We start from the raw sequence: 19,394 nt of genomic DNA, 5'->3' as shown, positions 1-19,394 counted from the left end.
CGTGATAGCGTGTCAGCAACAAGAATGGCCAGGGAGTAACCGCCATGAAACGCTTGTTGATGACCACCGTTCTGCTGGCCGGTTCCGTCGGTACCGCCCAGGCCCACGGCGATCACCACCATCGCGACCACGACTATCGCGACGATCATCACGACCGGTACGATCACCATTACCGGGATGACTACGACGTGGTCGAGTACCGGGAGTACCGCGTGCACCGGGACCTGCCCCCGGGCCTGCGCAAGAAAGTCCACAGGGGCCGACCGTTGCCTCCGGGCTGGCACAGGAAGCTGCACCGCGGCGGCTATCTGCCCGTTGCCTACGATCGCTACTGGGAAGTGCACCACATTGACCGTTACTACGATCGCGTTCACATTGAGGACAAGGTCTATCGGGTCATTCGCGACACCCGGGAAATTATCGACATTCTCAACAATTCCTGAGGGCGATGGCGAGTATGAGGGGCGAATGCCCGGCAAAGGGCTTACCGTTTGGTAACGGTGGCCTGAGGCGGGAACGTGATAGCTTGCCTCCAGACAAAATGGCCAAGGAGTAACCGCCATGAAACGTTTGTTGATGACTGCTGTGCTTATGACCGCGGTGATGGGCGTGGCCCACGCCAGTAACTCTCATCACGACAACCTGCCGCCGGGCCTGCAGAAAAAGGCCGACCGGGGCGAGTCGCTGCCGCCGGGCTGGCAGAAGAAGCTGCACCGCGGTGATCATCTGCCTGACGACTACTATCGTTACGGTGAAGTCCACCACATTGACGGCCGGTATGACCGCGTCCGCATCGAAGACAAGGTCTATCGCGTGATTCGCGACACCCGGGAGATCGTGGACATCCTCAACAACTCCTGACGACAACCGCTATCGCGATGGCGCTAAGCGATCGCGGAGAGCGGCAAATCCCGGGCAGGTGCGCTAACCTTGCGGTCCATTCACCGGATTCCGTGACAAGGACGCGCCCATGCCCATTGCCGTGCACTACTGCCTCACTGTCCTGATCTGGGGCCTCACCTGGACGGCCATTCGCCTGCAGGTGGAATCGGCACCGGTGGATATCTCGGTGTTCTACCGGTTTGTACTGGCGGCGGCCGTCACCCTGGGTGTCCTCAAGCTGGTGCGCAAGCTGCCCCGGCTGACGCTCGCACAGCATCGCTGGCTGGTCCTCCAGGGCCTGACGCTCTACAGCGTCAACTTCCTGCTCATCTATCGCGCCGCTGAATCCATGACCTCCGGCCTGCTGGCGGTGGTGTTCTCCCTGGCGGCGCTGTTCAACGCCTTCAACGGCTGGCTGTTGCTGCGCCTGGCCCCCAATCGCCGGATATACCCGGCCGTGGCGCTGGGCGTTACCGGCGTCGCGCTGCTGTTCTGGAACGACCTGGAGTTGGGTAACGCCCGGGCGTCGGCGATCCTGTTCGCACTGGCCGGAACCTACTGGTTCTCGTGCGGCAACCTGATCAGCCTCAAGGTGCGGGCGGCGGAGGTGTCCCTGCTGGCAGGCAATGCCTGGGCCATGTTCTATGGTGCGGTGATCCTGGGCGTCTGGTGCCTGGTCAAGGGGGTGGACTGGCAGCTGCCTGCGGCGCCCAGCTTCTGGGGGGCGACCCTGTTCCTGGCGATTCCCGGGTCGATCATCGCCTTCTACAGTTATCTGACGGTGATCCGGGTGCTCGGGGCCGACCGGGCGGGTTATGCGACGGTGCTGTTTCCGGTGGTGGCGCTGAGCGTGTCGACCTGGCTGGAGGGGTTCCAGTGGACCACGTCCGCGGTGATCGGTGCGGTGCTGGCCCTGCTGGGTAACTACGTGCTGTTCCGTAAGCCGGTGGCACCGAAAGCCGGCGCCACCGCGTCCTGATCTGCGTCTATTCCTTGAAGAAGGCGTTCAGGTGCCGGGCGACATCCGCCGGCTGCTCCTCCTGCAGGAAGTGGGCGGCATCCACCTGCTCCACGCGGATGCTCTCGAAGCAATCCCCAATGTGATTCAGGTACTCCGGGATGATCACCCTGTCCCGATTGCCGTAGATATACAGCCCCGGCATCGGCCACACGTGGCCGGCGGTGGTGGCCCAGCGTTTGGCGTCGTCGTGGAAGGTGCGGTAGTAGTTGGCGCTGGCGCCCGGCGTGCCGGGAATGCGGAACATGCGCACGTATTCGCGCAGGGCGTCGTCCGGGAAGCCGTCGCGGCTCCAGGTGCGCAGGAAATGCCGGAGCCAGGTTTCCTCGTTGCCGGGGATCATGGCCTCCGGCAGGTCCGGCGTCTGCAGGAAGTGCTGGTACCAGTAGACGCTACCGCTGCCCGAGCGCACCGTCTCGATCACTTCCCGGTTGCCTTTCAGGTTGTTGATGATCGCAATATTCATGATCACCAGCCTGTTGACCCGGTCCGGGATCGCCAGCGCGATCTCCTGGGCCACGATGCCGCCCCAGTCGTGGCCCACCAGATAGACGTCGTCGATTTCCAGCGTATCGAGCAGGGCCATCACGTCCCGCGCCAGGGCCACCTTGCGATAGGGTTCCTGGCCCGGGGTGCGTTCGCTGTCGCCCAGCCCGCGCAGGTCCGGCGCGATCAGGTGCAGCCCCGGATCCAGGTGTTCGGCCACACCGTTCCAGCAGTAACTGCTTTCCGGCCAGCCGTGGATCATGACCACCACCGGCCCATCGGCCGGCCCGCTTTCGCGGTAGGCAAACTGTCCGCGTGGTGTCTCCAGTATTTTCGGGCTGCTCAGTGGCATGGGCTCTCCGCTTGTTGCGATCTCAGGGCGTCAGCTTCCCACAGTACACCAGTGTATGGAAACCCCATGGGTGGCGGTTGCAACTACGCATAGTCGCCATCGAGGGACTAGGCTATGGTCTGCACCCCCTTGAGTTGCCTCGTATTTACGGACCGGAATCGCCATGCTGCACACTTTTCTCGCCACTTACCTGAGTAGCGCCATCCGCTTCCTGTTCCTGCTGGCGCCGTTCTTCGTCGTCACCATGTTCCTGGCCCTGACCCGGGGCGACGACGCCGGCCAGAAGAAACGGGTGATCAACCGTGCCGTGTTTTCGGCGTTGATCCTGGGGCTGGTACTGTTCTTTGCCGGTCCGCTGCTGTTCGAGGCCATCGGCATTACGCTCAATTCCTTCCGGATCGGTGCCGGATCGCTGCTGTTCCTGACCGCCATCAGCCTGGTCACCAGTGGCACCCGCAACCACGCCACCAGCCTGCCGGAGGAAAACCGGGACGACGTGGCGGTGGTGCCGCTGGCGATTCCCATCATCATCGGGCCGGCCACCATCGGTGCCATCCTGGTGTACGGTGCCGAACTGAAGACGCTACCGGAGATGACCGGTGGCGTGCTGGGCCTGGTCACCGGCCTGCTGGCGCTGGCGACGCTGCTGCACCTGTCGGGCTACCTGGAAAAGGCGCTGGGGACCACCGGGCTGAATATCATGTCGAAGATCAGCGGTCTGATCCTGTCGGCCATGGCGGCGGAGATCGTAATGTCCGGCATTGCCGGCTTCATCCAGGCGTCGGGGCTGGCGGGCTGATCGGTGGGACCTTTACAGGATATGCCTTAAAAACGGGGTGACGGGGCCGGGTTCACCTGCGTTATCATCAGAGATTCGCCAGGGGATGTCATGTGGCATCCCCGGACCTGAACGGGGGCGGAGGGCCTATGGATCTCGACAATCCTGCTGCGATCCACCGCATGGTACAGCTGTTCTACGCGAGCCTGCTGGATGATCCGGTCATGGAACCGGTGTTCATGGAGGTCGCCGGCGTGCACCTGGCCGAGCACCTGCCGCTGATCGAGGGTTACTGGTGCAAGATGCTGCTGGGCAAGGACACCTACCACCGCAACATGGTCTACCGTCATGAGCGGGTGCACGACAAGTTCCCGCTGAGCCGCGAGCATTTCGAGCTGTGGTTCGACCACTTCAACCACACCCTCGATGCCCACTTCGAGGGGCCCTACACGGAGAAGGCCCGCAAACTGGCGCGCCGGATCCTGCGTAACCTGGCGCGCTGGCTGAATGCCCGGGACCAGGAACTGGCGGGCATGGCGGAGAGCGATTCCTACTGATCCACCGGACAGTGCGCGTTGACCGGTGCCCAGTGGGGCGGCTCTGCGACACCCGGCATATCGCCGGTGGTCGGACGGATGGCCTTGAAGATTTGGCCCTTGTAGGTGACCCACTGGCCGACGGTATAGGTACCGGAAAAGGTCCAGTCCGGCGCCGGCTTGCAGTCCGCTTCCGACAGGGCGCCCGATTTGCCGGATGCCTTTCCGGATTTCCCGACGTTACCGGCGGCACCCGTCTTCTTGCCTTTGACGGTCGCCCGGGTGGGGGGCTTGCAGTCCGGTGCCTTCTCCAGCGGCTTCCAGGCGAAACCACCCCCGTCCGGCCGCTTACCCTCCTGCCATTCCTGGGCCGCCCACCACCGACCGTCGTAGAAGACGATCTCGCCGGCATCGTAATAGCGGCCCGGCAGCCAGGCATTGTCTTCCGGAGTGCAGCTGCGCTCCAGCGCGCTGGCATCCAGGGTGGTCAGGAAAAGCACCAGAAACAGCAGAGTAGCAGTCAGTCGCATCGAGTCGTCCATCCGGGCCGGTCGGGAGACGGTCCTGTTGTCAGGTTGTTATCGTGCCAGACTGCCCGGGAACGGCGACCGGATCAAGCGTTATGAATGACGCGCCCGTCTCCGTAGTTCCCCCGGTGGCTGCCTCGCCCTCCATCGGTTACGCTTGCCGGTTCGCCATCGTCCGGCGAGGGAGCTGAAGAGGAGTAACGATCATGCAGCAATGGCTGATTCTCGGTGCCGCGATCTGTTTCGAGGTGATTGCCACGTCCGCGCTGAAGGCTTCGGAAGGTTTCTCGAAGTTCTGGCCCTCGCTGTTGGTGGTGGTCGGCTACGCGCTGGCGTTCTACTTCCTGGCCCTGACCCTGCGCACGATTCCCGTGGGCATTGCCTATGCCGTCTGGGCGGGTGTCGGTGTGGCGCTGATCACGCTGATCGGCTGGCTGGTGTTCAACCAGACACTGGACCTGGCGGCGGTGATCGGCATCCTGTTCATCGTCACCGGCGTGCTGATCCTCAACATTTTCTCCAAAGTGACGCCACACTAGTCCTCTTCCGGTCCCTGTTCCGGGCCGCGCGCTTCGGTGCCTATGTGGTAGGTGGCAAACCCGGCCATGACCACCTGGTCCACCGCCATGCCGATCACGCGGCCGTCCTGTTCGGCGCGGATGGGATGCTGGGCATTGGTGATCGGGTCGGTGACGATACCCAGCACTTCGCCGGCCACCACGTCGTCCCCCAGATCCACGTCACTGACCAGGATGCCGCCGTGCTTGGCGCGCAGCCAGGTTGAGTTGTAGTACACCGGTTCCGGCTTGCCCCAGACGAACAGCCGCGAAATCATGCCCTGCTTCTCCAGCAGGCTGTTGATGCTGTTCACCCCCGCCTTGATCTGCTTTTCCTGGATGCGCAGCGATTCGCCGGCCTCCATGGTGACGGCGACGATGCCATGGCTGGTGGCGGCCGTGCGCAACATCCCCGGCGTGCCCTGGCTGTGGATCACGGCCATCTTGTCGAAGCCTTCGGTGAACCTGGCCACCGAGCTGATGTGCATGTCGGCCCGCAGTTGGGCCAGGTTGGTGCGCTTGAGCGAGCCGGTGTGGATATCCACCAGCATGTCGCAGTGGCGGATGACGTCGTTGAACAGGGAGTGGGCCACACGGGAGGCCAGGCTGCCATTGGGGTCGCCGGGGAAGTTGCGGTTCAGGTCGCGCCGGTCCGGCAGGTAGCGGGAACCGCGCTGGAACCCCTGCAGGTTGACGATGGGCACGCCGATCAGCCGCCCGCTCAGCTCGTCGGCCTGGATGTCGTACATGACGCGCCGGATGATTTCGATGCCGTTGAGTTCATCGCCGTGGACGGCGCCGGTCAGGCACAGGTTGGGCCCGGGGCGGGCGCCGTTGATGACCAGCACCGGCGTGGGCTGGTTGAGGCCGGCCATGGTGGTGTCCGGCGTCCAGCCCAGCCGGGTGGTGGTGCCGGGCCGCACCTCGGTGCCGAGGATCACCAGTGGTTCGGCCGGAGGCGCTTCCTGCGGCGACTCGGCGGCGGTGGCCTCCTCGCTGGCGGTGGGTGCATCGGGTGTCGGGTTGGCGTCGTTCGCTTTGGGTTCGGCAGCCTCTGGCGTCACTGGCTTTTCAGCCGCTTCAGTGGTGGCTTCACCGCCCGGTTCCGGGGACTTCGGGGCGGGTTCGGGCGTGGGCGCGACTTGTTTCAGGTCGACGTTGGGAGCGACCCGGGTTGGCACGGCATCGGTATCTGCCGGGGCCGTGGCTGTCGTGCCTGCCGGACGTTCCGCATCGGCGGTTTTGCTCGCGCGCTCATCAGAACCCGGCATGGCCTGGCTGGCCTCGATATCCTCCACGCTCTCGTCTTCCGACAGCTCGACCGGGTGTGGCTGCTCCGGCACCGGTTCCTGCGCCCAGAGGGCGGCGCTGAAGAATAGGGCGCCCAGCGCCGGCAGGAATCGTCCGGTGCGGGTCGACGGCGGGGAAGACGGCATCATGGAAAGGCTACCTTTAACAACTGGAGTCAAATCGCGAGCGGCCTATTCTGCCTGTCGCCATGTGTGAACAACATTAAGATCCTGTTGTCTTCCGGCGCCGGATCAGCCAGCCGTAAACCAGCAGGTTCAGCAGCAGCACGCCGGCCCCCAGTGCGATCTGGACGCCGCGGGTCAGGCCCGGAGGATAGATTAAAGGTAGCAGGTAGTGAGCGATGAAGCTGCCACTGTAACCGGACTCGCCAGCCCAATGCCGCAACTCGATTTCCAGCGGGGTGAGCGGGCAGAGCCAGCCATTGAGCATCACCAGCGCTGCCCAGACCAGTGCCGGAAGGTGCAGCCAGAGAAGCCAGCGGCGCCACCGTATCGACAGTCCCCCGAGGACGGCAAACAGGATGAACAGCAGGTGCAGGACAAGGACGGCGTCTGCCGCCAGGCGCCAGATCATGGGGGTATCCGGGCAGGCGGTTGGCCGACCGCGGAGGGCCGGCCAACCGATCCGTATCAGCGACTCTTGATATCGCCGTTCTTGTCGGAAATCACGATCTCGACCCGCCGGTTCTGCTGACGGCCGGCGGCGGTATCGTTGGTGGCCACGGGATACTGCTCGCCATAGCCCTTGACCTCGACCCGGGATGACGCGATCCCCGCCAGCATCAGCGCATTACGCACCGACTCGGCGCGCCGCTCTGACAGCGTCTGGTTGTAGGACGCGGCGCCCGTGCTGTCGGTGTAGCCTTCCACACGGACCCGGCGTTCCGGGTACTCGTTCATGAAATCGGCCAGCTTCTGGACGGTGCGTTCACCGGCAGGTTTCAGGTCCGCCTTGTCCACGTCGAACAGCACGTCGCCCAGGGTCAGGACCATGCCGCGCTCGGTTTGCTTGGCCTGCAGTGCCTCCATTTCCGCTTTCAGCCGCTCCGCTTCGGTCTGGGCCTGCTGGGCCTTCATGGTCTGGGCCTGCAGCATCAACTGGTCGCGGCGGCTTTCCGCCGATCTGATTTCCTCCTGCAGCCGGGCCCGTTCGCCCTGTTGGCTGGCGATCTCGGCGTGACGGTTGGCCAGGTAGGCAGCCTGTTCGACCTTGCTGGTATCGGCTCCGTCGTCAAGCAGGCTCTCGGCCTTCTTCAGGGACAGCTCGGCCTCACGCAGCTGGGTTGAACCGGCACGGGCGACATAGGGATCGTCGGCAATGGCCTGGTAGGATGCGCGGGCCTCGTCGACCTTGGCGTTCTGCTGGGGGGTACTCGCGCAGGCGGTGAGCAAGGCTGACAGCGCCAACGCGGAACCCGACATCAATGTCCGTTTAGTCATGATGGTAACCTCCTGGAGTCCGCTTTATTGCTGCGTGTCGTTGATACGCTGGCGCAGCTGTTCGATGTTGGCGTTGATTTCCTCGACGGCCTTGCGCGCCTTGGCGGTTTCTGACCGGGCGGCGGCCAGTTGGGCATCGACCGTCGCCTGCTCCAGCTTGTCTTCGGCCTCATGGAACTTCTTGGCCTTGATCAGCTGCTCGGCATCCGCCACCTTGTTCTGGGCCCGGTTGAGCAGGACCGGTTCGAAGTCGCGGGCATCGGCGGATTCGGCCTGCTGGATTGCGTTCTCAGCGGCAGTCTTGTCTTCGGTGGGCATCTTCCCGGAACTGGCGCAGGCCGCCAACAGCGTTGACAGGCCCATGGCCAGTGCCAGACGGACGTAAACAGTCTGCCTATTCATGCACCCTCTCCTTGTGTTTGAGGTTTTTGTTCCAGCTTGCATGGCTGCTCGTCACTCTGCCGTCGCCCCTTTCTGCGGAGGAGCGGACGGTAAAGCTCTCATTCGTCGACTACGATTAAAAATAGCATCTGGGTTTTGTTTCTGTATGAAAAATGTGCAACTTGACTGGGTGGATCGTCGGGCTGTACGCATGCGCGCGAAACGTCCCGGCTTCCGTCGGGCGGCCGTCCGGTCACCCTTACAATACGGTCATACTCCTTGGTTTCCAGAGAGTTATTGTCATTGGAAAGCGTCGATCAACAACGGGAGGCATGATGTTTGAACTGAATCACCAGGGCGTCACATTGAGGTGTGTGCAGGGGGACATCACCCGCCAGTCCGATCTCGATGCGGTCGTGAACGCCGCCAATGCCGAACTGCGCCCCGGCGGCGGCGTGGCGGGCGCCATCCACCGCGCCGCCGGGCCGGAGCTGGACGCGGCCTGCCGGTCACTGGCGCCCATTCGGCCGGGGGAAGCGGTCATCACGGCCGGCTACGGGTTACCCAATCCCTGGGTCATTCACTGCCTGGGGCCGGTCTATGGGGTCGACAGGCCCTCCGACGGGCTACTGGCGGACTGCTATCGCAATGCCGTGGAGTTGGCGGACCGGGAGCAACTGCAGTCCATCGGTTTTCCCGCGCTGTCCACAGGTGCCTTTGGCTACCCCATGGAAGCGGCGGCGGAAGTGGCGTTCCGGACGCTGCTGGGCCTGTGCGCGTCCCTGGGGCACGTCCGGCACATTCGCTTTGTCCTGTTCAGCGAGGCAGATGCTGAACTGCACGCCCGGGTGCTGCGCCGTCTGGGGGAGGAGTCCGATTGACGGCGAGGCGATGTCAGGTCAGGGTCCAGTGTTCGCCATGGCGCCGCGCCCGCCCGTCTTTCTCCAGCTTCAGCAGGTGCGCCAGCAGCGAGCGGGCGGCCAGGCCGTGCAGGGCCGCTGAGGCGTCGGCGTAGGCTTCCGGCACCAGGTCGTCCAGCGGCACGGGGCCGGTCTTGCGCAGGGCACGCACTACCTTGCGCTCGCGATTGAGGCGATGGGTCACCAGCAGGTCGATGACGATCTGTGGGTAAGCCATCAGGAAGCCGTGCCCCGGGGCGATCCAGTCGATGTCCTCTTCCAGCAGGTGGTGCAGGGAATCCAGGTAGGCGGCCATGTCGCCGTCCGGTGGATTAATCACCACGGTGGAGCCCTGCATGATGTGATCGCCGGAAAACAGCATCCGTTCGCCTTCGTGCAGGAAGCACAGGTGATTCGAGGCGTGGCCGGGCGTGTGCAGGATCTTCAGCCGTGAATCCGTCAGCGTCATCGCTTCGCCGTGGGCGGGCTCGTGGTCGGGGATGAACGACATATCCTGGAAGCCGTCGTCCGGTGGTGTCAGGCCAATCAGGGGAGCGCCGGTGGCCTCTTTCAACGCGCGGGCGCCGGGGCTGTGATCCCCGTGGGTGTGGGTGACCAGTATCGCCCGCACCCGGCTTTCCGTGCGTGCCAGCAGACGTTCGATGTGTCCGGCGTGATAGGGGCCCGGATCGATGATCAGGGCACCGTCGGCGTCGTCGATCAGGTAGCTGTTGGTGCCGGGACCGGTCATGAGGCCCGGGTTGGGCACGGTCAGGCGCCAGATGCGTTCCCCCAGCCGCGTCCACAGGCCCGGTTCCACGGTGGCTTCGGCCGTGCCGTAGCCTTCGGGATCGCGCTTGCGGACTTCGGGGTAGGCGGCGTCGCCCGGATCGAGGGTGATCAGGTCGCCGTTCTTGCGTGCGGGCCAGGGCTCGGTCGGGAAGGGTTGCGGCTGGTTGCGCCGGGCGTCCGCCAGGGCGTCGTCCAGCCGCTCGAAGCGGGCCAGCCGGCGCAGGACGGTCAGCGTCGGGGCGCCGAACTGCCGTTGGCCGGCGCGATGTTCTTCCAGGGCCTGCTGGGGGTTGAGCCAGCAATGGTCGATCGTTTCCCGGCCATCGTGGGCCGCCACCTGGTCGTCCGGCGCCTGCGCCACGAAAAAGCGCGTGTCGAACCGACGCGGAGCGCCGGACGGTGTGACCCAGTGGTCGATGTAGTGCAGCCGATCCAGCGGCAGGGTCAGGTTGTGGGTCCGGCACACGTCGGCCATGAGCCGGTCGCCATGCATGATGGCATGCCGGTCCTCATCCAGGGCCGGATGGTCGGCGCCGATGGGGCTGCCGTCGGCATCCAGGGCCAGTAGCAGGCCGGCTTCCTCGAAACACTCGCGGATGGCGGCCACCAGGTAGCCCAGTCCGGCGTTCTCGATATCGAGCATCCGGCTGGCGGAGTCGGCGGAGTGGCCGGCCAGCCAGGGCATCAGCTCCGGGTGGGTGTCGATGGTGTCCACCGCGCCGCCGGGAAACACGTAATAGCCGGGCAGGAACGCGGCCTGGTGACTGCGCTGCAGCATCAGCACTTCGAAGCCGTTGGCGGACTCCCGCAGGAGTGCCAGCGTTGAGGCAGGGCGCGGTTGCATCATGGTGATGGTCGTTGCCTGGAGAATGAAAGTCTCAACGATAGCGCGCCTTTAATCCGAATGCGACCACGTTGGTAAACGCGTAAACTGGCGCTCCTTTTTGTCGCTAACGTGTCACGAACGAGCAGGATTATGGCCCGAGTCAAACTCTCCTTTCCCGACGATGTGTTCGTCTTCTCCACCGAAATGCCGGTCCGTATCACCGACATCAACGGTGCGAACCACCTGGGCAACGATGCCCTGATTTCCATGTTGTCCGAGGCCCGGGCGCAACTGTTGGTGCAGTACGGCGTGCAGGAGGTGGACCGTGATGGCGCCGGGATCATCGTGACGGATCTGGCGACGATGTATCAGTCGGAGTCGTTTTTCCCGGAAGTGCTGCGCTTTGAGATCGGGCTGACGGATTTCAATAAATACGGTGGGGATTTTGTATTCCGGGTGACCAAGGCGGAATCCGGGCAGCCGGTGGCGTTGGCCAAGTACGGGTTTGTTTTCTTCAACTACCGGGAGAAGAAAGTCGTGCCGATGCCGGAGGCGTTTCGCGCTAAGTTTCCTTAGGCCTTATCAAAGTGATTTGGCTTGGGGGGCGGGAAGCGAATGGTCATCCTTGCCTACGCTGCATTAGACGGCCGTCCCTGGTCGGCTAATGCGACCGGCAAGGATGACCATTCGCTTCCTTCATATCTCGAGTTGACGTGACCGGTTTCAGGCTGGTTCGGTGACGGTCGTGCGCAGTTTCACCATGCCCTGCCGATAGAACAGATAAGCCTGCGTCCCGGCCGCCAGGTTGCCCACCAGCGCCCCGCTGAGCAGCCCTTCGATGCCGCCGATCTGCGATCCGATCCAGAGGCAGGGCAGGTAACACAGGAACAGCCGCAGTACCGAGACCAACAGCGCCCGCATCGACAGTCCCAGCGCGTTGCAGACCGACACCATCAGCATGCAAACGCCGAGTCCGCAGTAACTCAGCGGCACCTGCACCAGGTAGCTGTGCAGGACCGTGGTGACCGACGCATCCGCGGTGAACAGCTCCGACACGAAGCCGGACAGCACCAGCCACACCAGGCCGATGGTGAGTTGCCAGACCACCACGAAGCGCACAGCAATGCGCACCAGCTTGTGGATCCGGTCGATATCGCCGGAACCGAGGAAACGGCCGATCATCGGGGGCATGGACATGGTCAGGGCCAGCACCACCACAATGGAAAAGAATTCGAGCCGGGTGCCCAGACCCCAGGCGGCGACGGCCGCGGTGCCGAAACCGGCCACCAGCGCCGTGGCGAGGCTGGCAGCGAGGGGCGGCATCAACTGGCTCATCATCGCCGGGGCCATGATCCCACCCAACTGACGCACGGCGGGTCCGAGGGCCAGGGCCGACAGATCGAAGCGCAGCCAGCCGCGGTGCAGCAGCTTCGGATACACCCCCAGGATGCCCAGGGTGAAGGCGGTCATGGTGGCCAGCGCGGCGCCGGGCAGACCCCAATCGAAGACGAAGATGTACAGAGGATCCAGCGCGATGTTGACCAGGCTGGTGGCCACCATCACGTAGCCGGGCAGGCGGGTATCGCCGTGGGAGCGGCACACGCTGTAGCCGAAATAGGCCATCGCGCCCAGCCAGGCGGCCCCCAGCCAGGGGATCCAGTAGGTGGAGATCAGCGGCATCAGGCCGGGTTCGGCACCCAGCAGTTGGAGTATCGGGTGGCGGCACAACCAGAGCAGGCCCGCCAGCAACAGCACCATTCCGCCACCGATAAACACCACCAGACCGCCCAGTCGTTCGGCGCGGGTGTCATCGCCGGCGCCCAGGGTGCGGGAGATAATGGCCGTGGTGGCGATGCCCAGGCCGACCTGCAGGCCGATGATCAACTGCTGCATCGGTACGGTGAAACCCAGCGCTGCCAAGGGATCCCGACCCAGTTGCCCGATAAAGATGCTGTCCACCAACTGGAAGCTCATCAGTGACAGCACGCCGAACAGCATGGGCCAGGTCATGGCCAGCAACTGGCGGCTGAGTGGGCGGTTGGGATCGATCTGGGAACTCACGTTAGCGGGCAACCTGCGTGTGCGGGCAGAAAATGAAGAGGCAGTTTACCAGTCGGAATGCGGGAGGGCAGTGCGGGATGACCGGGGCCTGGTGGCCCCGGTGCATGTGGACTTGATTAAAGGGCTGCGAGGGCGGCGTCGTAATCCGGTTCTTCCTTGATTTCGCCAACCAACTGGCTGTGCAGGACCGTATTGTTCTCGTCCAGCACGATCACCGCGCGCGAGCACAGGCCTCTCAGCGGACCGCTGTTGATGGCCACGCCGTAGTCCTCACGGAAGCTGTCGTTACGGAAGGTGGACAGGGTTTCCACGTTCTCCAGGCCCTCGGCACCGCAGAAACGGCTGGCGGCGAACGGCAGGTCGGCGGAGATCACCAGGACCACGGTGTTGTCGAGGCTGCCGGCCTTCTCGTTGAACTTGCTGGTGGACGCCGCGCACACGCCGGTGTCGATGCTGGGAATGATGTTCAGGATCTTGCGTTTGCCGGCCCAGGCGCTCAGCCCCTTGTCTTCCAGGCCGCCGGTGGTCAGCGAGAAATCCGGGACTTTGTCGCCCTTGGCAGGAAACTGGCCGCCGATCTCCAGCGGGTTGCCATCGAGTGTGACCTTGCTCATGAAAGTGCTCCTTGTCGTTTGGCCTTGGTGAAGTGATGGACCGTTTTACCACGTCTTGTGGCAAACGGATCTGTCGACTTTCGGATTAGGGAACCTCTGATTAACGCCTGATGCCGCCTTCAAGGCGCGCCTTGAAGGCGAATCGCACTGAAAGCCAGGGCCGACTCAGGCATTAATCAGAGGCTCCCCGGGTTTCAGCGAAAACCATGAAAGAAGTCTAGACCGGATTTCGCCGGGGAAGTTCTCGGATCAGGCACCCGGGTTGATGCCGTGGCCGCAATGCGCCGCCGGTCTCCTATCCTCAGCCATGACTGGGCACGACGTCAAAACTCGGAGCCGGGTAACGGGCGGTGCGCAGCAGGTAAGCGACACCGGCGGCCAGGGCACAGCCGGCGATAATGCCGGCCATGGTCTGGCTGGTGCCATTGTGCAGGTGGCCCACCAGGGTGCCGGCGCCGGCGGCGGCCGCCATCTGGATAAAGCCATACAGCGCCGAAGCGGAGCCGGCCATCCGCGGGAAGGGGGCGAGGGCGCCGGCCAGGGTCTGGGGCATCACCATGCCCACACCGATCATGAACAGCATCTGCGGCAGGATCACGGCGGCCCGGGTGAACACTTCCGCCCAGGCCAGGCCGGCCATCAGCGTGCCCCCGGTGATCGCGATCACCAGGCCCAGGCGCAGCATCTGGTCCGACGACAGACGCTGCCCCAGCCGCGCCGCGAGGAAGCTGCCGGCCATGTAGCCGAACACCATCACCGAGAAGTAGGCGCCGAAGGCCGTCGGCGACACACCGAGGAAATCGATCAGGACGAACGAGGCCCCGGACAGGAACGCGAACAGGCCCGAGAACAGCAGCGCATTGATCAGCGCGTAGCCCTGGAAGGAGCGGTTACAGGCGACGGTCCAGTAATTGCGCGCCAGGTTCGCCGGCTTCAGGGTTTGCCGGTAATGGCGCGGCAGCGGTTCGGGCAGGCGCAGGGCGATGACCAGGCTGAGGGCGACGGCATACCCGGCCAGGACCAGAAAGATCGACGGCCAGCCAAGCGTTGTCAGCAGGAGGCCGCCCAGGGTGGGCGCCAGTGCCGGCGCCACCGCCATGATGGCGGCCAGCAGCGCCATGATGCGGGCGGCTTCCCGGGGGCTGTGGATATCTCTCACGGCCGCCCGGCCCAGCACCGGCCCGGCGGAACCGCCCAACGCCTGCAGGAAACGGCACAGGGTCAGCGCTTCGATACCCTGGGCCAGGGCGCAGCCGACGCTGGCCAGGGCAAACAGCACCAGGCCGCCCACCATGATCGGCTTGCGGCCAAAACGGTCCGCCAGCGGGCCACAGATCAACTGCGCCAGGGCAAAACCGGCCATGTACAGGCTCAGGGTCAACTGGACCTGGCCGGTGTCCGCCCGGAACGTCGCGCCCAGTTCGGGCAGTGCCGGCAGGTACATATCCGTCGCCAGCGGGCCGAGTGCGACGGCCGCTGCGAGCAGGACGGTGGTGGACAGGCTGGTCAGCGACAGCATCGGCCGGGACACTCCAGTGAATCGGGGGATTTTCCAGTGCCCAGCATACGTAAACCCGGGCGTCGGATAACGACCGGATCGCTCATTGGATGTATGAACAAAAGTGATGGGTTATTCGGGCGGTTGTTCCGGCAGCTGGCTGGCCACATTGAGCAACTGGTTGCGGACCCATCGCTGCGCGGGGTCCTTGTGGTGACGCTGGTGCCAGAGCAGGTAGAGGCTGAAGGTGCGATGGCGGAAGGGCAGCGGGGCGACGGCGAAGTCCCGCAGCATGCCATGCTTGAGGCGCGCAGGCGCGGATGCCAGCAGCGGGGTGCCCCGCAGGAAGGCCGGCAATCCCGAGAAGTTGGAGACGGTCACCGCCGCATCCCGCACCATGCCCTGGCTGGCCAGGACCTCGTCCATCCCCAGCCGCTCGCCGGTGTTGAAGACGATGGAGATGTGCCGGCTGGCGAGGTACTCTGCCATGTCGGCCGGCGCCTCGCGCTGGGTGGGGTCGTAGAACACCACCATACGGTCATCCAGCAGGCGCCGCTGGAGGATGTCGCTGGCGGGCGGCGGGTGCGGGGTGATCATCAGGTCGCACAGGTCCCGGCGCAGGCGATCCGGGGTGGGAATGCCCGAGGGGGTCACCTGCAGTTCGATGCCCGGTGCCTCCGATTGCAGCACCCGCGCCAGGGCCGGCAGCAGCAGGTCCCGCTGGTAGTCGTTGGCGGCGATGGTCACGGTCAGGCGGGCCTCGGCCGGGGTAAACGGTGGTCCCAGCGCCAGCCCGCGCAGTTCCTGCACCAGCTGGCGCACATGGGGGCCGGTATCCAGCGCGTAGCGGGTGGGTGTGATGCCCCGCCCCGCCTTGACGAAGAGCGGGTCGCCGAGGGCCTGGCGCAGGCGGTCCAGGGTATGGCTGACCGCGGACTGACTGACTCCGAGTCTCACGGCCGCCGCCGACACGCTGCCTTCGTCAAGCACCGCCAGGAAGACGCTGAGCGAGCGGATATCGAGGTTGAACTGATCGATTGGATTCATGAATGGCAGTGTACGGCGCCTCCCGCTCGACGGCCACTGTCCCGGCGAAAAACGGCATCTCCTTTCCGTCACCGTGTCGAAGCAGGGATGGTCGGTCAGCCGGGCAACCACACAGCAAGGGACAGGATGGCGTACACTGGGCTGAAACTTCCTGTCAATCAGCCGGGATGGCCGTGCGAAACCATGGAAACGTGGCAACCCGGTTTGATGGAGCACGCCCATGACAATGCATCTGGCCTTTGACGTCTACGGTACCCTGGTGGATCCCCAGGGCATGACCGACCACCTGAAAGCGGATTGTGGCGAGCAGGCCGCGGCGGTCAGCCGCCTGTGGCGGGAAAAACAGCTGGAGTTTTCATTCCGCCGCGGGCTGATGCGCCTCTACGCGGATTTCGGCGTCTGTACCCGCGAGGCGTTGCGACATGCGATGGCCCTGCAGGGATTGACGCTGTCCGCGCCGCGCGAAGATGAGTTGATGCAGGCCTACCTGTCGCTGCCGGCATTCCCGGATGCCGGGCCGGTGTTGGCCGAGCTGGGCGAGGTGTATCCCTGCTTTGCCTTTTCCAATGGCAGTTACCCGGCGCTGGAGAAAGTGCTGGGACATAACGGCCTGCGGTCCTGTCTGACCGGGCTGGTCTCGGTAGACGACATCAAGAGCTTCAAACCGGACCCGGCGGTCTATGCCTATGCCCGTCGGGCCACCGGCGCCTACGACCAGCCATTGTGCCTCGTGTCCTCCAACGCCTGGGACGTGATCGGCGCGCGTTCGGCCGGGCTGTCCGCCATCTGGGTGCAGCGGGATACGGCGGTGCCGTTCGAGGATTGGGGGCTGGCGCCGTCCGCCGTTATCCACAGCCTGCATGGGCTGCGCGATGCTCTCGACGACCTCGCTTGAGATCGTCCGGGGGAGGTGTGGGAAACCCGTGGCGTGTTGGCCGGGCTTCCCGGCATAGGTTGGAGACCTCCTGGCCGTCTCGCTGCCTCGGGACCGCTGCGGATTCATCGATATTCGGGTAATTTATTGCCCGCCTGGGCAACTTTTCGCTCGATTTGAGCAAGATTTTGCTCGATCCGGGATGTGTGGTTTTGGCGTTTTCTGGCTAGTCCGCTGTTTTTGCTGCTGTTTTAATTTCTGGCACGGAATGTGTTGTTAGGGGGAGGTCCTTTTGAAGGGACTCACCCTTATTCACTTGTTTTTCCGTCAAGGAGCAGACTATGCCAACCCCATGTTATATCAGCATCGAAGGCCAGACCCAGGGCAACATCACCGCCGGCGCCTTCACCGCCGATTCCGTCGGCAACATCTACGTCGAAGGCCACGAGGACGAAGTGCTGGTCCAGCAGTTCGACCACACCGTCACCGTCCCGACCGACCCGCAGTCCGGCCAGCCCTCCGGCCAGCGCGTGCACAAGCCGTTCAAGTTCACCGCGGCCCTGAACAAGGCCACCCCGCTGATGTACAACGCCCTGGCCTCCGGCGAGATGCTGCCCAAGGTCGAGCTGAAGTGGTACCGCACCTCCGTGGAAGGTAAACAGGAGCATTTCTTCTCCACCATCCTGGAAGACGCCACCATCATCAACATCGACTGCAGCATGCCCCACTGCCAGGACGCGGCCAAGACCGAGTTCACCCAGCTGGTCGAAGTCTCCCTGGCCTACCGCAAGGTCACCTGGGAGCACGGCATTGCCGGCACCTCCGGCTCTGACGACTGGCGTTCCCCGATCGAAGCTTGATCTGTCGGTTAACCCGATAAATTGAGTGTTACGGAACGGCCAGCCCCGGCTGGCCGTTTGGGCGCATTGAGAGATAACGGCTATCACCTTGCGAGATCGCTTACAGCCTTACGGACCGGAGCGGTTAGAATCCGGCGATTTAGCGGGCGGCGTCTGCCCGTTGCAGGATGCAGTCACGACTTAAGGAAGAGCTCCCTATGCCTCAACCCACCGGCCTGCAGTTCACGGCCCGCCTCGGCAGCCTGCCGGACGACACCTTCGCGGTGGTCGAGTTCGAACTCGAAGAGCACCTGTCCCGGCCCTTTACCCTGACCCTCAAGCTGGCCAGCACCTTCGCCGACCTCGCCGCCAGCGATGTGCTGGACCAGGGCATGGAACTGGTGATCTGGCAGGACGGCCAGGCCCTGCGCAACGTCCAGGGCGTGGTGACGTCTTTCAGCCGGGGCGACAGCGGCCACCGCCGCACCCGCTATGAAGTCGAGGTGCGACCCGCCCTGTGGCGCCTGGGGCTGATGCACAACAGCCGCCTCTTCCAGCAGCAGACCCCGGATGTGATTCTCGGCACCCTGCTGGACGAGCGGGGGCTGGTGGACAAGACCTTTGATCTGAAGCGGACTCCGCAAGAACGGGAATACTGCGTCCAGCACCGGGAAACGGATCTGGCTTTTCTCAGCCGGATTGCCGCCGAGGAAGGCTGGCACTACCGCTTCGACCCGACCACCGCCGGTCAGCCGATCGTGATCGCCGATCATCACCGGGACGCCCCGCAACTCCCGGAAGTGGGTTACAACGCCACGTCAGGCGGTTCCCACAAGACCCCCTGCGTCTTTAAATTCAGCTACACCGAGACCGTCTCCGTCGCCGGTGTGGCCCTGAAGGACTACACCTTCAGGAACCCCGCCTACGCCCTGATGCACCAGGCCCATGCGGCGGACCTGGACAGCCAGCGCCGCGACTACGAACACTACGACTACCCGGGCCGGTTCAAGGGCGATGCCTCCGGCCAGCCCTACACCGAAGCGCGACTGGACAGCCTGCGCAAGGACGCCAGCCTCGGAAGTGGCGAGAGCAACCGCCCGGACTTCAGCGCCGGGGCCAAGGTCACCCTGTCCGGCCATACGAATGACAGCCTCAACCGGGACTGGCTGATCACCCAGGTCACCCACACCGGCCAGCAGCCCCAGGCGCTGGAAGAGGAAGGGGGTTCCGAGCCGACCACCTACAGCAACACCTTTAAGAGCGTGCCCGGGGATACCGCCTGGCGGCCGGAACCACCCGAGCGTCCGATCATGGACGGGCCCCAAATCGCCCTCGTCACCGGCCCGCCGGGGGAGGAGATCCACTGCGACGAACACGGCCGGGTCAAGGTAAGGTTCCCGTGGGACCGCTACTCGAACAATGACGAACACAGCAGCGCCTGGCTCAGGGTCAGCCAGGGCTGGGCCGGGGGCCGCTACGGCTTCATGGCGTTACCCCGCATCGGCCACGAGGTCATCGTCTCCTTCCTGGACGGCGACCCGGACCAGCCAATCATCACCGGCCGCACCTACCACGCGTCCAACACACCGCCCTACGCGCTGCCGGAACACAAGACCCGAACCACCTTAAAGACCCAGACCCACAAAGGGGACGGCTCCAACGAACTGCGCTTCGAAG

Annotated in this window: 22 protein-coding genes; 11 read left to right on the top strand and 11 right to left on the bottom strand. The window is 64.3% G+C overall.

What is annotated here, in order from left to right; translation table 11 throughout:
* Nucleotides 1-44 precede the first annotated feature (44 nt).
* The 3 genes from EZI54_RS25060 (at nucleotide 45) to EZI54_RS08900 (ending at nucleotide 1,861) form a co-directional block, all read left to right on the top strand.
* On the top strand, nucleotides 45-443 hold the full coding sequence (locus EZI54_RS25060; protein ID WP_242674400.1) for a hypothetical protein: 399 nt from the start codon (nucleotides 45-47) through the stop codon (nucleotides 441-443).
* Nucleotides 444-561: 118 nt separating this feature from the next.
* Nucleotides 562-861 (top strand): hypothetical protein, encoded by a 300-nt coding sequence (locus EZI54_RS08905; RefSeq protein WP_242674399.1) that lies wholly within the window; start codon nucleotides 562-564, stop codon nucleotides 859-861.
* 109 nt (nucleotides 862-970) lie between these two features.
* Nucleotides 971-1,861 (top strand): DMT family transporter, encoded by an 891-nt coding sequence (locus EZI54_RS08900; RefSeq protein WP_131481121.1) that lies wholly within the window; start codon nucleotides 971-973, stop codon nucleotides 1,859-1,861.
* Between the two features lie 7 nt (nucleotides 1,862-1,868).
* On the opposite strand, the gene EZI54_RS08895 is transcribed toward EZI54_RS08900, so the two are convergent.
* Nucleotides 1,869-2,738 carry an alpha/beta fold hydrolase gene (locus EZI54_RS08895; RefSeq protein ID WP_131481119.1) on the bottom strand — a complete coding sequence of 290 codons (870 nt, stop codon included), beginning with the start codon at nucleotides 2,736-2,738 and terminating at the stop codon, nucleotides 1,869-1,871.
* A gap of 163 nt (nucleotides 2,739-2,901) precedes the next feature.
* Here EZI54_RS08895 and EZI54_RS08890 point away from each other — a divergent pair, with 163 nt between their 5' ends.
* The gene (locus tag EZI54_RS08890; RefSeq protein ID WP_131481117.1) at nucleotides 2,902-3,537 is read left to right on the top strand and encodes a MarC family protein; all 636 of its coding nucleotides are present in this window, start codon (nucleotides 2,902-2,904) and stop codon (nucleotides 3,535-3,537) included.
* 128 nt (nucleotides 3,538-3,665) lie between these two features.
* Entirely contained in the window at nucleotides 3,666-4,073 is a 408-nt protein-coding gene (locus tag EZI54_RS08885) for a group III truncated hemoglobin (RefSeq protein WP_131481115.1), read from the top strand.
* On the opposite strand, the gene EZI54_RS08880 is transcribed toward EZI54_RS08885, so the two are convergent.
* Nucleotides 4,067-4,582, bottom strand: a complete 516-nt coding sequence (locus tag EZI54_RS08880; RefSeq protein ID WP_131481113.1) for a carbohydrate-binding protein — start codon at nucleotides 4,580-4,582, stop codon at nucleotides 4,067-4,069. The two genes, EZI54_RS08885 and EZI54_RS08880, sit on opposite strands and share 7 nt — an antisense overlap.
* 203 nt (nucleotides 4,583-4,785) lie before the next feature.
* Here EZI54_RS08880 and EZI54_RS08875 point away from each other — a divergent pair, with 203 nt between their 5' ends.
* On the top strand, nucleotides 4,786-5,118 hold the full coding sequence (locus EZI54_RS08875) for a DMT family transporter (protein WP_131481111.1): 333 nt from the start codon (nucleotides 4,786-4,788) through the stop codon (nucleotides 5,116-5,118).
* Here EZI54_RS08875 and EZI54_RS08870 read toward each other — a convergent pair.
* The 4 genes from EZI54_RS08870 to EZI54_RS08855 all read right to left on the bottom strand — a co-directional run bounded on the left by EZI54_RS08870 (nucleotide 5,115) and on the right by EZI54_RS08855 (nucleotide 8,288).
* The gene (locus EZI54_RS08870; protein WP_242674398.1) at nucleotides 5,115-6,575 is read right to left on the bottom strand and encodes a succinylglutamate desuccinylase/aspartoacylase family protein; all 1,461 of its coding nucleotides are present in this window, start codon (nucleotides 6,573-6,575) and stop codon (nucleotides 5,115-5,117) included. The two genes, EZI54_RS08875 and EZI54_RS08870, sit on opposite strands and share 4 nt — an antisense overlap.
* A 73-nt stretch (nucleotides 6,576-6,648) precedes the next feature.
* Nucleotides 6,649-7,020, bottom strand: coding sequence for a DUF2784 domain-containing protein (locus EZI54_RS08865; RefSeq protein WP_131481109.1), 372 nt, complete (start codon nucleotides 7,018-7,020; stop codon nucleotides 6,649-6,651).
* A 56-nt stretch (nucleotides 7,021-7,076) separates the two neighbouring features.
* On the bottom strand, nucleotides 7,077-7,886 hold the full coding sequence (locus EZI54_RS08860) for an OmpA family protein (protein WP_131481107.1): 810 nt from the start codon (nucleotides 7,884-7,886) through the stop codon (nucleotides 7,077-7,079).
* A gap of 24 nt (nucleotides 7,887-7,910) precedes the next feature.
* Nucleotides 7,911-8,288, bottom strand: a complete 378-nt coding sequence (locus EZI54_RS08855; RefSeq protein WP_131481105.1) for a DUF4398 domain-containing protein — start codon at nucleotides 8,286-8,288, stop codon at nucleotides 7,911-7,913.
* Nucleotides 8,289-8,602: 314 nt separating this feature from the next.
* Between EZI54_RS08855 and EZI54_RS08850 the strand changes: the two genes are divergently transcribed.
* Nucleotides 8,603-9,148 (top strand): macro domain-containing protein, encoded by a 546-nt coding sequence (locus tag EZI54_RS08850; RefSeq protein WP_131481103.1) that lies wholly within the window; start codon nucleotides 8,603-8,605, stop codon nucleotides 9,146-9,148.
* A 13-nt stretch (nucleotides 9,149-9,161) separates the two neighbouring features.
* Here EZI54_RS08850 and EZI54_RS08845 read toward each other — a convergent pair whose 3' ends face one another.
* The gene (locus EZI54_RS08845; RefSeq protein ID WP_341352849.1) at nucleotides 9,162-10,805 is read right to left on the bottom strand and encodes an MBL fold metallo-hydrolase; all 1,644 of its coding nucleotides are present in this window, start codon (nucleotides 10,803-10,805) and stop codon (nucleotides 9,162-9,164) included.
* Between the two features lie 129 nt (nucleotides 10,806-10,934).
* Here EZI54_RS08845 and EZI54_RS08840 point away from each other — a divergent pair, with 129 nt between their 5' ends.
* Nucleotides 10,935-11,360, top strand: a complete 426-nt coding sequence (locus EZI54_RS08840) for a thioesterase family protein (RefSeq protein ID WP_131481101.1) — start codon at nucleotides 10,935-10,937, stop codon at nucleotides 11,358-11,360.
* Nucleotides 11,361-11,507: 147 nt separating this feature from the next.
* On the opposite strand, the gene EZI54_RS08835 is transcribed toward EZI54_RS08840, so the two are convergent.
* The 4 genes from EZI54_RS08835 to EZI54_RS08820 all read right to left on the bottom strand — a co-directional run bounded on the left by EZI54_RS08835 (nucleotide 11,508) and on the right by EZI54_RS08820 (nucleotide 16,004).
* Nucleotides 11,508-12,794 carry an MATE family efflux transporter gene (locus tag EZI54_RS08835; protein ID WP_165495727.1) on the bottom strand — a complete coding sequence of 429 codons (1,287 nt, stop codon included), beginning with the start codon at nucleotides 12,792-12,794 and terminating at the stop codon, nucleotides 11,508-11,510.
* 167 nt (nucleotides 12,795-12,961) lie between these two features.
* A complete protein-coding gene (tpx, locus tag EZI54_RS08830) occupies nucleotides 12,962-13,459 on the bottom strand; it encodes a thiol peroxidase (RefSeq protein WP_131481099.1) in 498 nt (165 codons plus the stop codon).
* Between the two features lie 301 nt (nucleotides 13,460-13,760).
* Nucleotides 13,761-14,978 (bottom strand): multidrug effflux MFS transporter, encoded by a 1,218-nt coding sequence (locus EZI54_RS08825; protein ID WP_131481097.1) that lies wholly within the window; start codon nucleotides 14,976-14,978, stop codon nucleotides 13,761-13,763.
* Nucleotides 14,979-15,089: 111 nt separating this feature from the next.
* Entirely contained in the window at nucleotides 15,090-16,004 is a 915-nt protein-coding gene (locus EZI54_RS08820) for a LysR family transcriptional regulator (RefSeq protein ID WP_131481094.1), read from the bottom strand.
* A 220-nt stretch (nucleotides 16,005-16,224) separates the two neighbouring features.
* On the opposite strand from EZI54_RS08820, the gene EZI54_RS08815 reads away from it, so the two are divergent.
* The 3 genes from EZI54_RS08815 to tssI form a co-directional block, all read left to right on the top strand.
* Complete coding sequence (locus EZI54_RS08815) at nucleotides 16,225-16,899, top strand: haloacid dehalogenase type II (RefSeq protein ID WP_131481092.1); 675 nt, start codon at nucleotides 16,225-16,227, stop codon at nucleotides 16,897-16,899.
* A 320-nt stretch (nucleotides 16,900-17,219) separates the two neighbouring features.
* On the top strand, nucleotides 17,220-17,738 hold the full coding sequence (locus EZI54_RS08810; protein WP_131481090.1) for an Hcp family type VI secretion system effector: 519 nt from the start codon (nucleotides 17,220-17,222) through the stop codon (nucleotides 17,736-17,738).
* Nucleotides 17,739-17,935: 197 nt separating this feature from the next.
* On the top strand, nucleotides 17,936-19,394 hold a 1,459-nt coding region (tssI, locus tag EZI54_RS08805; protein WP_131481088.1), incomplete at its 3' end, for a type VI secretion system tip protein TssI/VgrG.

This window comes from Marinobacter halodurans, from assembly GCF_004327985.1.
Taxonomy (GTDB): Bacteria; Pseudomonadota; Gammaproteobacteria; order Pseudomonadales; family Oleiphilaceae; genus Marinobacter_A; species Marinobacter_A halodurans.
Note: the sequence above shows the minus strand (reverse complement) of the source record. Positions and strands in the feature narration are given on the sequence as shown.